Annotated in this window: 9 protein-coding genes; 7 read left to right on the top strand and 2 right to left on the bottom strand. The window is 66.3% G+C overall.

The genetic code is table 11. The features are described 5' to 3' along the window. A partial coding sequence (locus AC06FB_RS17570; RefSeq protein ID WP_478053946.1) for a TonB-dependent receptor plug domain-containing protein occupies positions 1-2422 on the bottom strand: 2422 nt, incomplete at its 3' end. Between the two features lie 215 nt (positions 2423-2637). Here AC06FB_RS17570 and AC06FB_RS17565 point away from each other — a divergent pair. The 4 genes from AC06FB_RS17565 (at position 2638) to AC06FB_RS17550 (ending at position 8125) form a co-directional block, all read left to right on the top strand. Beyond that, positions 2638-3120, top strand: coding sequence for a DUF3574 domain-containing protein (locus AC06FB_RS17565; protein ID WP_277381029.1), 483 nt, complete (start codon positions 2638-2640; stop codon positions 3118-3120). 36 nt (positions 3121-3156) lie between these two features. After that, positions 3157-4008 carry an XAC2610-related protein gene (locus tag AC06FB_RS17560; protein WP_111186745.1) on the top strand — a complete coding sequence of 284 codons (852 nt, stop codon included), beginning with the start codon at positions 3157-3159 and terminating at the stop codon, positions 4006-4008. Between the two features lie 109 nt (positions 4009-4117). Next, on the top strand, positions 4118-5836 hold the full coding sequence (locus tag AC06FB_RS17555; RefSeq protein WP_478053945.1) for a thiamine pyrophosphate-dependent enzyme: 1719 nt from the start codon (positions 4118-4120) through the stop codon (positions 5834-5836). 678 nt (positions 5837-6514) lie between these two features. Further along, positions 6515-8125: a SulP family inorganic anion transporter gene (locus AC06FB_RS17550; RefSeq protein ID WP_111187260.1), complete on the top strand. Its 1611-nt coding sequence runs from the start codon at positions 6515-6517 to the stop codon at positions 8123-8125. Positions 8126-8153: 28 nt separating this feature from the next. On the opposite strand, the gene AC06FB_RS17545 is transcribed toward AC06FB_RS17550, so the two are convergent. Next, entirely contained in the window at positions 8154-8864 is a 711-nt protein-coding gene (locus AC06FB_RS17545) for a glutathione S-transferase (RefSeq protein WP_065174750.1), read from the bottom strand. A 171-nt stretch (positions 8865-9035) separates the two neighbouring features. On the opposite strand from AC06FB_RS17545, the gene AC06FB_RS17540 reads away from it, so the two are divergent. From AC06FB_RS17540 to AC06FB_RS17530, 3 genes are all read left to right on the top strand, one after another. Further along, a complete protein-coding gene (locus AC06FB_RS17540) occupies positions 9036-9857 on the top strand; it encodes a DUF3014 domain-containing protein (RefSeq protein ID WP_478053944.1) in 822 nt (273 codons plus the stop codon). 192 nt (positions 9858-10049) lie between these two features. Next, positions 10050-12635 carry an ATP-dependent chaperone ClpB gene (gene clpB / locus AC06FB_RS17535; protein ID WP_111187257.1) on the top strand — a complete coding sequence of 862 codons (2586 nt, stop codon included), beginning with the start codon at positions 10050-10052 and terminating at the stop codon, positions 12633-12635. A 151-nt stretch (positions 12636-12786) separates the two neighbouring features. After that, positions 12787-14073: an O-acetylhomoserine aminocarboxypropyltransferase/cysteine synthase family protein gene (locus tag AC06FB_RS17530; protein ID WP_478053943.1), complete on the top strand. Its 1287-nt coding sequence runs from the start codon at positions 12787-12789 to the stop codon at positions 14071-14073. The last annotated feature ends 110 nt before the right edge of the window (positions 14074-14183 follow it).

Here is a 14183-nt window from a genome sequence, read left to right as displayed (position 1 = left end):
AACGGACGCGGCCGTAGTAGTAGGCGCCGTTGCTGCCGATCGGCGAAAGCACGTCGTAGGGCAGATTGCCGAAGTAATGGATGTCCTCATTGGATCGATCCGGGTAGTTGTCGGTCAGATTCTGTCCGCCGATGGCCACGCTCCATCGGGCGCTGATGCGATACTCCACTTCTGCATCCAGCTGCCATTCGGCCTGGTAGGTCTGGCGCGGAATGTAACCGTCACCGAAGTTGAAGACACGGGTGACGCTGCCATAGCGGTTCACCCGGCTGCTGAGTGACCAGCGGTCATTGCTCCATGCTGCAGAGACGCTGCCGCGCGTGCGCGGGGTGGCGTCGGTCAGCGTGTTGGTCTCTTCGATGCCGAACAGCACATAGTCCGGATCAAGCGCCTGCAGTTGTGCAGGGGTAGCCAGCACGTTCTTCAGCGTGGTCTTGGTATAGGCGTAAGTGCCGGTCAGCAGCAGCTGGCCGTTGCCCAGCGCCTGCCGCCAGTTGCTGACCAGTTCGGCGCCACGGGTACGTGTATCGGCGGCATTGACGAAGAAGCTGGCGCTCTGCAGGCCACTGACGCCGTAGTTGGCGGCGACGTAGTCGGTCAGCGCATCGCCAGTGATGCTTTCGGACAGCGCGATGCGATCATCGATGTCGATCTGGAAGAAGTCCAGCGACAGGTCGAAGTGTTCACCGATGCGGCTGGTGAAGCCCAGCGACGTGTTGATCGACTTTTCGGGCTTGAGGTCCTGCGCGCCCAGGCCGCGGGCAATCGGATTGTTGACCGACAGCAGCCGGCCCTGCACCAGCTGGCCGCCGGCGTTGTAGCCAGTGGAGGTCGACTCGTAGCCGATCTGTGCCAGCGACGGGGCGCGGAAGTTGTTGGAGATCGCGCCACGCAGGGCGAAGGCCGGGGTGAACTGGTAACGCAGGCCGAGCTTGCCGGTCAGTTCGCCGCCGAAATCATCGCTGTGCTCGTAGCGCGCAGCCAGGTCGCTGGAGAAGTGATCGCCGAACTGGCTGGACAGGCTGGCATAGGCGCTGGCCACATCGCGCGACAGGGTGGCGGCATCCTGCGGCGTGAGGCCGCCGCCGGCCTGCGAGCCGGTGGGACGGTCGGTAAACGGGCCGGCCGCATAGCTGGCGGGGTCGCCGGGGCGGGTCTGGTAGCGCTCATGGCGCGCTTCCGCGCCCAGGCCCAGCGTATGGCTGATGCTGTCGCTCTGGGTGAACACACGGCTCAGGTCCAGGTTGCCGACGGTCTGAGCGTACTCATAATCAGCCGTCTTGAAGCGTGTCGGGCTGGCCGGGCCCAATGAGGCGTTGAGCGAATCACGCAGGCGATAGGTGAAATCGTTCTGGCCATGGTCCAGGCTGCCGTCGTAGCTCCACTCACCCCATTGGCCGCGCACACCGGCGACCGCCTGCACGTCGCGGTTCTCGCCTTCGGAGACCGGCCGGTAACCGTTCGGATAGACCTCCTTCCAGTTGGCCTCGCCGTCCGGGTAGCGGAAATAGTTCGCGCCTTCGGTATCGCGCTGGTTGAAGGTGCCGAACGCGTAGAAGGTGGAGGTCTGGCCGACCGGGATTTCAGTGTTGAGCCACAGGTTGATGTCCTTGCTCTCACCATCGCCCAGCACGTAGTTGCGCTTGCCCTGCAGTGCCAGGTTGTCCGGGGTCTGGTCCCACGGTGGAATCTGGTCGAAGCCGGCGCGGTTGGTCCCGTTGCGGTGCTTGTACTCCAGGCCGACGCGCAGGAAACCACCGTCCTCACCCAGCGAGGTGCCCACTTTGGCGCTGATGTTGCCGGCCTGCCCATCGGTAAGGGTGCGGCCGATCGGCTTCAGATCGGTGTGATTTGCACCGTAGCTGGCTTCGATCTCGCCGCCGTCGCCACCATTGTCGAGGATCACATTGATGACACCTGCCACGGCGTCGGAGCCATACAGCGCGCCGGCACCGTCGCGAAGCACTTCGATGCGCTTGATCGCGCTGACAGGGATGGCATTGAAGTCGACCGGCGTGGTGCCCTTGCCGATCTTGCTGTCGGTGTTGACCAGGGCGGTGTGGTGGCGGCGCTTGCCGTTGATCAGCACCAGTACCTGATCCGGCGACAGGCCGCGCAGCTGCGCGGCGCGGACGTGGTCGGCGCCACCGGAATTGGACTGGCGCGGGAAGTTGAACGACGGCAACAGCGCCTGCAGCGCACTGCCGAGTTCGCCGTTGACCACGCCGGCCTTGCGGATGTCCTCGGCGGTAAGCACATCCACCGGCGAGGTGGATTCGAGCACCGTGCGGTCGGCGGCACGGGTGCCGGTGACGATCACGGTGTCGAGGTTGGTGGCGTCCTGGGCCAGGGCCGGGGCGATGGGGGAGAGCGCAAGGGCAATGGCGAGGCCGAGCGGCGACGCGGGCAGGCGGGCGGACATGGGGGCTCCAGCAACAACGACGACGGGGAAGGGGGGAGATAGTTTCACTTACATCCATCCGGATGAAGCGATATATTATCTTCGCGTGATGACCGGTGCTGATGCAAGCCCCTGCCGGTCCGGCATGAGCTGATGCCCTGTTGGCATCAGCACGCCGGGCCGGTGGCGCTGTACGCTGCCGGCTCGCACTGTCCCCCTTCCCCGGAGCTGTACCGATGAAACACCTTGGCCTTGCCTTCGCCGTTCTGCTCGCCGCCAGTGGCTGCGCCAGCCTCTCCTCGCAGGCGCCCAGCGCCTACGCTACGGCCACGACCGCTGAACTGAAGGGGGATGCCGCACGCCCGTCCGCTGGCCAGGGCTGGGTGCGCAGCGAGCTGTACTTCGGAGTGGGCGGGGAGCAGGGCGCCGGCAACCGACCGCAGGCCGACACCATCAGCGAGGCGCAGTGGCGGACCTTCCTGGACAAGGAAGTGACCCCGCGCTTCCCCGATGGCCTGACCGTGTTCGATGCCTACGGCCAGTGGTTGTTCCGGGGTGACGCTGCGCCGAACCGCCTGCGCACCAAGGTACTGGTGGTGCTGCACGAAGACAGCCCGCAGCGTCGTGCCGACATCGAAGCCATCCGCCTGGCGTGGAAGCAGCAGACCGGGCACCAGTCGGTGCTGTGGTCGCGGCAGGCCGTTGACGTATCGTTCTGACCGGGAGGCGCCGCCCTGGCGCCGCAGGCAACGACGATGAGACACAGGGACACCGTGATTGGCCTGCTGGCGGGCCTGCTGGTACCGCTGGCGCACGCTGCTGACAGCGATGCGTCGCTGCGCTTCGAGGCGGCACCTGGCATTGGCGTGCAGGCTGAGGTGGCGGAGGACGGCAGCATTGCCGTGCAGCTGCTGCCCTCTGGCAAGCGGCTGAGCCTGCCGGGTGCCCCGGACGTCGACGGCAATTCGCGGTTGTCAGCCGAGGATGTTGATTTCGATGGGCGCCCGGAGCTGGTTGCGCGGGCGTCGGTCGGCATGGTCAATGAAGCGGTGGCGGTGTATCGCTACGATCCGACCAGCGGTGGTTTCCGCGCGCTGCAGGCCGAAACCCATGGGCGTGACAACTGCGGCGGCCTGATGGGGCTCACCGTTGATGCCGCCACGCGCACGTTGACCAGCAGCTGCCGCAGCGGCCCGATGTGGTACACGGACCAGTACCGGTTTGCAGGCGCGAAACTCTATCTGTATCGCGCCGAGCGCGTCTTGATGCTGGGCGATACCCTGAACGCCGCACTGCGTTGGGTGCCGGCCGACGAGCAGGGCCCGTCGGCGGTCTGGCGCACCTTTGATCCCACCGGTCGTGTGCTGGAGAGCGCGATCGCTGATGGCCTGGGCGCACCGCCCGACGGCCCGCTGCGCAGCCAGCAGGCCACCGTGGTGCCGGCGCGCCTGTTCCTGTTCGACCGGCCCGGTGCGCCCAGCACCCAGCGTTACCTGCTGCAGGGCGACCGCGTGGAACTGCTGGATGAACACGAGGGTTGGCTGAAGGTGCGGTATCGCAACCCGAAGAGCGGCGCGGTGGTGGGCTGGATCAACGTCAACGATTGACCCGATATCGCTCTGCAGTTTGCCTGTCGAGGCGATGCGTGGCTTGCCCACGGAGGCATCACTTCGTCGGGTCTAGCCTCGGACGTTCCCCCGTTCGAGGATGCATCCGATGAGCAAGCGCGTTGCCGAGATCGTTGTCGATACCCTGCAGCAGGCGGGTGTCCGCCGCTGTTATGGCATCGTCGGCGACACGTTGAACCACGTCACCGATGCACTGCATCGCAGCGAAATCGAATGGGTACATGTGCGCCACGAAGAGGTGGCCGCCTTCGCCGCCGGCGCCGACTCGCTGGTGAGCGGCGAGCTGACGGCCTGTGCCGGCTCCTGCGGTCCCGGCGGCCTGCATTTCATCAATGGCATCTTTGAAAGCAACCGCAACCGCGCACCGATGGTGCTGATCGCCAGCCAGGTGGTGACCAGCGAACTGGGCATGGAATTCCCCCAGGAAGTGGATTTCAAGGCGGTCTATGGCAGCTGCACGGTGTTCTGCGAACAGGTGCACAGCCCGGCGCAGGCACGACGCGTGGTCGCCCTGGCCTGCCAGGCGGCGATCAGCCGCCGCGGCGTGGCGGTGGTGATCCTGCCGGCCGACATCAGCCAGGCCGAGGTGAAGCACGATGTGCCGTTCTCGGTGCACTACGCCCAGCCGGTGCTGCGCCCGTCGGATGGCGAGCTGCAGCGCCTCGCCGAGTTGCTGGGGCAGGGCAAGCGCATCGGCATCTATGCCGGTGCCGGTTGCCAGGGCGCCCATGCGCAGCTGCTGGAACTGGCCCGGCGCCTGCAGGCCCCGATCGCGCACACCTCGCGTGCCAAGGACTTCGTCGAGCCGGACAACCCGTACAACATGGGCATGACCGGCATCTTCGGCATCGAATCCGGGTTCCACACCCTGATGGAGTGCGACACGCTGCTGCTGCTCGGCGCCGATTTTGCCTGGGGGCAGTTCTATCCGGACAAGGCGACGATCATCCAGGTCGATCGCGATGGCAGCCATCTCGGTCGCCGCCATCCGGTGAACCTGGGCGTGGTGGGTGACATCGCACCGACGCTGGATGCACTGCTGCCGATGCTGCCACCCCGCGAGGACAGCACGTTCCTCGACGAGTGCATCGAGCGTCGCGACAAGGCGCTGGCCAAGCGTGAGCAGGAGGAGCAGCCGGGCGAGGGCGAACTGATCCATCCGCAGCACCTGACCGCGCTGCTGTCGAAATACGCCAGCGACGATGCGTTGTTCACCGCCGACGGTGGCTCGCCGATGGTGTGGGTGCTGCGGCATATCCGCGTCAATGGCCGTCGCCGCACGCTTACCAGTCTCCTGCACGGCACGATGGCCAATGCGATGCCGCAGGCGCTGGGCCTGCAGAAGGCGTTCCCGGGCCGGCAGGTGATCTCGCTGTCGGGCGATGGTGGCCTGGCGATGCTGCTGGGCGATCTGCTGACCGCCGTGCAGGAGAAGCTGCCGATCAAGGTGGTGGTGTTCAACAACGGTTCGTTGAACTTCGTGGAGCTGGAGCAGAAGGTGGAAGGGCTGCTGGACAACTACACCGATCTGAAGAATCCGGATTTCGGCCGTCTGGCCGAGGTGATCGGTTTCCATGGCCGCACGGTCACCCGCAGCGAGGACCTGGAGGAGGCCGTGCAGGACTTCCTCGCCCAGCGCGGTCCGGCATTGCTGGACGTGCATACCAGCCGGGCGGAGCTGGTGATGCCGCCGCAGATCGAGGCCAAACAGGTGGCGGGTACCGCCCTGTATGCGGCCAAGGCGGTGTTGAATGGCCGCTTCGACGACGTGAAGCATCTGCTGGTGGACAACTTCCTGAAGAAGTGAGGGTTGGGGTTTTATGCAGGGCTGCGCCCTGCACCTGCTACGAGCCAGAGCCAGAGCAGAAGCGGGTTATCTGGGGGATGGCGGGGTGGGTCAGGTTGCGGGGGACGCCGTAAACCCGTCCTTGGGGGCTTGGCCGCGGCATCCATGCCGCGGACACCCCCGCAACCGGACCCACCCCGCCTTCGACAGATTCCTGTGATCTGTCGGAATGGCATGGCTGTTGCCTGATGGGTGTCGACCTTGGTCGACACGGTAGATCCACGCCATGCGTGGATGAACGAAGGAGTGATCGGGATGATCTTCTGTAGCCGAGCCATGCTCGGCTCAGAGGCTTCGCGTATGGCAGCCGAGCATGCGCTCGGCGCTACAACGAGAGCCTGCCTTTGCTTTTGATCTTTTGATTCTCTTCCGTGGCTGGCACACGCGGGAAACTGTCAGGGGCCGGGCGGGTGGGCGTCGCGGGGGTGTCCGCGGCATGGATGCCGCGGCCAAGCCCCCAGGGATGGGTTCACGGCGTCCCCCGCGACGCCCACCCGCACGGGCCAGCCCGGGATCTGCGATTTGCGCCCGGCCACGAGGGGCCCTGCCGTTGGCTGGAACCCATCATTCCACCGTGGAATTGGCGCGCCGGCGCCGCTGGGCCTACCATCGGCGCTCCCCACCCCCATCGCCCCTTCCATGTCCGCTCCCGCTTCCGCCGCACCGCGTCGCTGGTTCGTCGCCGGTGACTTCAATGGCTTCTTCGGCCTGGTCGTCGACAACCTCTCCATCCTCGGCTTCATCGCCATGGCGTTGGTCGGCATCTTCCAGTTTCCCGCCGACGTGGTGTTCGGCCGCATGTTTCCCGGTACCGCCTTCGGCGTGCTGATCGGCAATCTGCTGTACACGTTGATGGCGCGCCGGTTGGCGGCACGCACAGGGCGTGATGACGTCACGGCGATGCCGCTGGGGCTGGATGCGCCTACCAGCATCGGCATGGCATTGCTGGTGCTCGGTCCGGCGTTCGTCGCGTTCAAGCAGCAGGGCATGGATCCGCATGCCGCCGGCATTGCGACCTGGCAGCTGGGCATGGCGGCGCTGGTCATCATGGGCGCGCTCAAGCTGGTGCTCTCCTTCTTCGGCGAAGCCGTCACCCGCGCGCTGCCGCGTGCAGCGTTGCTCGGCTCCATCGCCGGCATCGCGCTGGTACTGATGGGCCTGCTGCCGTTGCTGGAAACCCTGCGTTCGCCACTGGTCGGCTTCACCACGTTGGGCCTGCTGCTGTATGTGCTGATCGCCAAGGGCCGGCTGCCGGTGCGTGGCCCGGGTGTGCTGCTGGCGTTCGTGTTCGGCACCGTCCTGTACTACGGCCTCGGTCTGGCGGGACTGGGGGCCCCCGGCTTCCACGTGCCGGCGTGGACGCCGCCGCAGGTGGTGCTGCCGCTGCCGACGCTGGGCTTCCTGGACGGCCTGCCCACGGCAATGACCTACCTGCCGCTGCTGTTGCCGTTCGGCCTGCTGATGGTGGTCGGTGGCATCAACGTGTCCGAGAGCGCGCGCGCGGCCGGGGATGATTACCGCACCCGCGATATCCTGCTGGTGGAAGCGGTGGCCACGCTGGTGGCCGGTGTCTGCGGCGGTGTCGCGCAGACCACCCCCTACATCGGCCAGCCTGCATACAAGCACATGGGCGCACGCAGCGGGTACACGCTGCTGACGGGCCTGTTCGTCGGCATCGGCGGCATGCTCGGCATCATTTCCGGGCTGGTGCAGTGGCTGCCGCTGGCGGTACTGGCGCCGATCATCGTGTACGTTGCCATCGACATCACCACCCAGGCTTTCCAGGCCACACCGCGACAGCACGCCGGAGCGATGGTGTTCGGCTTCCTGCCTTCGGTGGCCTACCTGCTGGCAATCAAGGCGCCGGGCTGGATCGCACCGGACCAGCTGCCGCAGCTGCTGACCAAGCTCGATGGACACGGCCTGCCGGAACTGGCCGTGATCTTCACTCTGGGCAACGGCTTCATCATCACCTCGATGCTGTGGATTTCCGCCGTGGCCGCGATGGTTGACGGCCGTCTGCGCCGCGCCTGCGGCTTCCTGCTGGTGGCGGCTGTGCTGACCCTGTTCGGCCTGATCCACTCGGTGGATCCGCGCGGCGGCATCTACCTGCCGTGGGACCTTGAAGGCCTGGCGCGTACCATCAGCTGGCAGTTTGCAGGGGCTTACGTGGCGCTGGCACTGCTGCTGGGGCTGTTGTCGCTGCAGAAGCAGGCGGTGAAGCCGCTGGGTGATCGCGCCGATCATTGACCGGGAACACGCCGGGCATGGCCCGGCGCTACCGCTCTCCGTCCAGCTCGGGGTAGTGGCGGAAGATGCCGTTGGTGTTGAACGCCAATCGCCGCTCCGACGCGAGATAGGCAGCGATGTTCGGTCGCTTCGCCACCCGCTCCTGCAGTGCCCGCAGCAGGGGCAGGCGCGGCGTGAGTGCCTGCATCCGGCGCGGGAACATGTAGTCCAGCCCGCTCATCAGCTGGAACAGCGACAGATCCACGTAGGAGTGCTCGCGCAGTGCATGGCGGCCACCGTTGGCCGCCAGCACCTGCTCGAAATAGCCGAGGAACTTCGGCAGCCGCTCGCTGCGCAATGACGCCGCACGTGCGTTGGCTTCGGTCTTCTGTTCCTCGTAGTACTTCGACGCGGCAATCGGATGGTGGGTGTCGTGTACTTCAGCCACCAGGTCGGCAATGGTCAGCTGCAACTGCAGCGCCTGCATGCGCCGCGCCGCGGCCTGCGGCACCAGATCCAGGGTGGGGCCGAGAAAATCCAGGATCGCTGCGACCTGCGCGATGACCTGTCGCCCCGCCTTGAGGAACGGGGGGGCGAACGGTTGCGCGCCCTCACTGTGGCCATCGAGAAAGGGTTGCATCACGGCGTCGCCATGTATCCGCGCCATGTCGATGTAGTCGGCGCCAGCGTCTTCCAAGGCCAATCGTACGAATTCGCCACGTCCCTGGATGCCGGTCCAGTAGTACAACGCGTAGTGCATGGCACGGTCTCCCCACGACAAGGTGCACAGCCTCGCGCAGCGCGCGCAAAGCAGGCGTGAGCGTGCCCTGCGTGCGGCGCCAACCCCAACGGCAGCGGAACACGCGGGGAACCCTCGGGAATCGAGAGGGTCACACCTTGTCCATGCAGATGGAAAACGAGGGACTGCATCATGCAGAGTGGAAAGGCGGTATGGCCCTGGGTGCTGGGTGTGGTGGTGATCGGTGGCGCGGGCGGTTGGCTGTTCCGCGATCAGCTCAAGAGCCTGGCGGACGGTGTCCCGGTGCCGGTGCAGTCGCCCCCCGCCAGTGCTGGCGCACCGCCACAACCGAAGGCGGCCGCAGAAACCGCACCGGCGCCGCCCGCCATCCAGCATCCGCTGGACACCGAAGCCGCGGCCGATCCCGCGCTGCCGGAACTGGCCGACAGCGATATCGCGGCCTGGAGCGCATTGAGCCAGCTGTTCCAGGGGGAGGGGCCGCTCACCCTGCTGCTGCGCGATCACCTGATCCAGCGCCTGGTGACCCAGGTCGACAATCTGGACAAGCCCAGTGTTCCGCCGACCGCATTGGCCGCGCGGCCTCTGCCGGGGAGCCTGCAGGTCGAGCCGGGCGAGGGCGGGGAACGCATCGCCGCCAGCAACGCCGCGCGCTATGCGCCCTATGTGCAGGCATTCACCGCGCTGGACCCGGCGGCAACGGCTACGGCGTACAAGCGCTTCTACCCGTTGATCCAGCAGGCCTATGTCGATCTTGGGCGGCCAGAGGGCTACTTCAATGATCGCCTGGTGGCGGTGATCGACCATCTGCTGGAGACCCCGGAGCCGCAGCAGGCGCCCCTCGTTCAACGCGATGAAGGGGGCCGCTACCGCTTCGTGGATCCGGATCTGCAGGCGCGCTCGATTGGCCAGAAGGCCCTGCTGCGCATGGATGTGGCGCAATCTCGGGCGGTCAAGCAGCAGCTCCGGGCGATCCGCAGCGCGATCGCGCGCTGAGCGATCGCGGGCGCGGCCCGCCATGCGTAACTGATCCGGATCAACGCGCCGACCACACCCGCTCCGGCATGCTGGCCCCAGGCTGACTGGCCCCGGGGTGCAGTCGCAGCCACCCTTGAAACCGGGTGGTGCAACCGCATCTTTCCAGCATCGCCGGCACGGGCCGGCACTGACGACCGATGAGGATTCGCAATGCGGATGGACAAGCTCACTTCGCGTTTCCAGCAGGCGCTGGCGGACGCGCAGTCGTTGGCCGTGGGCCGCGACAACAGCATCATCGAACCGGTCCACGTGTTCAGCGCACTGCTGGACCAGCAGGGCGGCAGCACGCGCCCGCTGCTGGCGCAGGCCGGTGTGAATGTGCCGGTGCTGCGCGAGCGCCTGGACGAGGCGCTGGACGCGCTGCCGAAGGTGTCCGGGCAGGCCGGCAACCTGTCGATCGGCAATGATCTCAACCGCCTGCTCAACCACACCGACAAGCTGGCCCAGCAGCACGGCGATGCCTTCATCGCCAGCGAGTGGTTCGTGCTGGCGGCGCTGGAGGATGGCGGCACGCTCGGCATGGCGCTGCGCGCCGCCGGTGCCGACAAGGCGCGCCTGCAGTCGGCGATCGACAAGCTGCGCGGCGGCGAGAACGTGCAGTCGGAGAACGCCGAAGAGCAGCGCCAGGCGCTGGAGAAGTACACCATCGACCTGACCGCGCGCGCCGAGAGCGGCAAGCTGGACCCGGTGATCGGCCGTGACGAGGAAATCCGCCGCACCATCCAGGTACTGCAGCGCCGGACCAAGAACAACCCCGTGCTGATCGGCGAACCCGGCGTGGGCAAGACCGCGATCGTGGAAGGGCTGGCCCAGCGCATCATCAACGACGAAGTGCCCGAGGGCCTGCGCGGCAAGCGCGTGCTGTCACTGGACATGGGCGCGTTGATCGCCGGCGCCAAGTTCCGCGGTGAATTCGAGGAGCGACTGAAGGGCGTATTGAACGACCTGGCCAAGAACGAAGGGCAGATCATCCTGTTCATCGATGAGCTGCACACCATGGTCGGGGCCGGCAAGGCCGACGGTGCGATGGACGCCGGCAACATGCTGAAGCCGGCGCTGGCGCGCGGCGAGCTGCACTGCATCGGTGCCACTACGCTGGACGAGTACCGCAAGTACATCGAGAAGGATGCCGCACTGGAACGCCGCTTCCAGAAGGTATTCGTGGGCGAGCCTTCGGTGGAGGACACCATTGCCATCCTGCGTGGGCTGAAGGAGAAGTACGCCCTGCACCACGGCGTTGAGATCACCGACCCGGCGATCGTTGCTGCGGCCACGCTGTCCAACCGCTACATCACCGACCGCCAGCTGCCGGACAAGGCCATCGATCTGATGGACGAGGCCGCCTCGCGCCTGCGCATGGAGATCGACTCCAAGCCCGAGGAACTGGATCGGCTGGAGCGGCGCGTGATCCAGCTGAAGATCCAGCGCGAAATGCTGAAGAAGGAGAAGGACGATGCCTCGCGGCAGCGCCTTGCCGATCTGGAGAATGACATCGAGGTGCTGGAGCGCGAATTCTCCGACCTCAATGAAATCTGGAAGTCGGAGAAGGCCGCGCTGCAGGGCGCAACGAAGATCAAGGAGCAGGTGGAGCAGGCCAAGCTGGAGCTGGAAGCCGCGCAGCGCCGGCAGGATTTCGCCAGGATGAGCGAGATCCAGTATGGGCTGCTGCCCCAACTGGAAAAGCAGCTGGCGGCTGCCCAGGAAGCCGAGCACAAGGACTTCAAGCTGGTGCAGGACCGGGTGACCGATGAGGAGATCGCCGAGGTCGTGTCGCGCTGGACCGGCATCCCGGTGAACAAGATGCTCGAAGGCGAGCGCGACAAGCTGTTGCGGATGGAAGAGGTGCTGCACAACCGCGTGGTCGGCCAGGAAGAGGCGATCAAGGTGGTGTCTGACGCGGTGCGTCGCTCACGCGCGGGCCTGTCCGACCCGAACCGGCCTGCCGGCTCGTTCCTGTTCCTGGGCCCGACCGGCGTCGGCAAGACTGAACTGTGCAAGTCCCTGGCCGAATTCCTGTTCGACAGCGCCGACGCGATGGTCCGCATCGACATGAGCGAGTTCATGGAGAAGCACAGCGTCGCCCGCCTGATCGGTGCACCTCCGGGCTACGTCGGCTATGAGGAAGGGGGCTACCTGACCGAAGCCGTGCGTCGCCGTCCGTACTCGCTGATCCTGCTCGACGAGGTCGAGAAGGCGCATCCGGACGTGTTCAACATCCTGCTGCAGGTGCTGGACGATGGCCGCCTGACCGATGGCCAGGGCCGCACGGTGGACTTCCGCAATACCGTCATCGTGATGACCTCGAACCTGGGCTCGCACCAGATCCAGGACATGAGCGGTGACGACAGCCCGGAGGCCTACATGCAGATGAAGGCCGCGGTGATGGGGGTGGTGCAGGCGCACTTCCGTCCGGAGTTCATCAACCGCCTCGACGATATCGTGGTGTTTCACCCGCTGGACAAGCAGCAGATCAAGCAGATCGCGCGCATCCAGATGCGCGGGCTGGAGAAGCGGCTGGCCGAGCGCGGCCTGAAGCTGGTGGTGTCCGACGCCGCGTTCGACCTGCTGGGCAATGTGGGCTTCGATCCGGTATACGGCGCACGCCCGCTGAAGCGCGCGATCCAGTCGCAGCTGGAGAATCCGCTGGCACAGAAGATCCTGTCGGGCGCCTTCGCCAACGGTGACACCATCGAGGTCGGCAACGACGGCGGTCACCTGGTGTTCGCCAAGGCCTGATGTCGGCCGGGTTCCCGCCCATGGGGGCGGGAACCTGCGGGCTGCCGGGCAGGTCCTGATAACCACAGGTTACGGGCTCATCGCCAGCGGCTCTCAGCGTGCGCGGTGGGGGTCGCCTATCGTGCAGGTTCCCCGGATGGAACCTGACGCGATGAGTGATCCGCAGTGGCAACTGGAAACCCTGGCCGTGCACGGCGGCTACCGGCCCGACCCGACCACGCGCGCAGTGGCGGTGCCCATCTACCAGACCGTGGCCTACGCCTTCGATGACACCCAGCACGGCGCCGATCTGTTCGATCTGAAGGTGCAGGGCAACATCTATACCCGCATCATGAATCCCACCACCGACGTGCTGGAGCAACGTCTGGCCGCGCTGGAAGGCGGGATCGGTGCGCTGGCGCTGGCATCCGGGCAGGCTGCGATCACCTATGCGATCCAGACCATCGCCGAAGCAGGCGACAACATCGTCGCCGCCAGTGCGCTGTATGGCGGCAGCCTCAATCTGCTGGCGCATACGCTGCCGCAGTACGGCATCCAGGCGCGGTTCGCCGACCCGGCCGATCCGTCAGCCTTTGCTCCCCTCATCGACAGCCGTACCAAGGCGGTGTTCGTCGAGTCGATCGGCAATCCACGCGGGAATGTCACCGACATCGCCGCGATTGCCGAAGTCGCCCATGCCGCCGGCGTGCCCTTGATTGTCGACAACACGGTTGCCACGCCTTTCCTGCTGCGCCCGTTCGAGCATGGCGCGGATATCGTGGTGCAATCGCTGACCAAGTACCTCGGCGGCCATGGCAACAGTCTGGGGGGAGCGATCATCGATTCGGGCCGCTTCGACTGGACGGCGCAGCCACAGCGTTTCGCCCGTCTCAACCAGCCGGACCCGAGCTATCACGGTGTGGTCTACACCGACGCCCTCGGCCCGGCCGCCTACATCGGCCGTGCGCGGGTGGTGCCGCTGCGCAATACCGGCGCGGCGCTGTCGCCGTTCAATGCGTTCCTCATCCTGCAGGGCATCGAGACCCTGGCCCTGCGCATGGAACGGATCAACGCCAACGCGCTGGCCGTGGCGCAGTATCTGAAGCAGCATCCCAAGGTGGCGTGGGTGCGCTATGCCGGCCTGCCGGATGACCCTGAGCATGCGGGCGCACAGCGTTACCTGCGTGGGCAGGGCTCAGGCGTGCTGACCTTTGGCCTTCCTGGCGGACGTGAGGCCGGTGCCCGCTTCCTGGACGCACTGAAGCTGTTCACGCGGCTGGTCAACCTGGGTGACGCCAAGTCGCTGGCCACCCATCCGGCATCCACCACCCATCGCCAGCTGGATGCCGATGAACTGGCCCGCGCAGGGGTCAGCGAAGACACGGTGCGGCTGTCGATCGGCATCGAGCACATCGGCGACCTACAGGCCGACCTGCAGCAGGCGCTGGCCGGCGCCTGATAGCCAGGCGCTTGGTCGTCATCGCCAGTGGCGATCACCACCGCCGCCGCGATGCGCTACGGTGGAGCTGCCTCTCCAAGGCGTGGCACTGGTGTTACCTATCCCCGGTC

The sequence above is a fragment of the Stenotrophomonas sp. Steno-C15 genome (assembly GCF_056393265.1).
This window is presented reverse-complemented; position numbering and strand designations above follow the sequence as displayed.

Bases quoted from the DNA above. Each gene is read 5' to 3' on its own strand.
- AC06FB_RS17565 (WP_277381029.1), top strand. From the start codon at position 2,638: ATGAAACACCTTGGCCTTGCCTTCGCCGTTCTGCTCGCCGCCAGTGGC.
- AC06FB_RS17560 (WP_111186745.1), top strand. From the start codon at position 3,157: ATGAGACACAGGGACACCGTGATTGGCCTGCTGGCGGGCCTGCTGGTA.
- AC06FB_RS17555 (WP_478053945.1), top strand. From the start codon at position 4,118: ATGAGCAAGCGCGTTGCCGAGATCGTTGTCGATACCCTGCAGCAGGCG.
- AC06FB_RS17550 (WP_111187260.1), top strand. From the start codon at position 6,515: ATGTCCGCTCCCGCTTCCGCCGCACCGCGTCGCTGGTTCGTCGCCGGT.
- AC06FB_RS17545 (WP_065174750.1), bottom strand. From the start codon at position 8,864: ATGCACTACGCGTTGTACTACTGGACCGGCATCCAGGGACGTGGCGAA.
- AC06FB_RS17540 (WP_478053944.1), top strand. From the start codon at position 9,036: ATGCAGAGTGGAAAGGCGGTATGGCCCTGGGTGCTGGGTGTGGTGGTG.
- clpB (WP_111187257.1), top strand. From the start codon at position 10,050: ATGCGGATGGACAAGCTCACTTCGCGTTTCCAGCAGGCGCTGGCGGAC.
- AC06FB_RS17530 (WP_478053943.1), top strand. From the start codon at position 12,787: ATGAGTGATCCGCAGTGGCAACTGGAAACCCTGGCCGTGCACGGCGGC.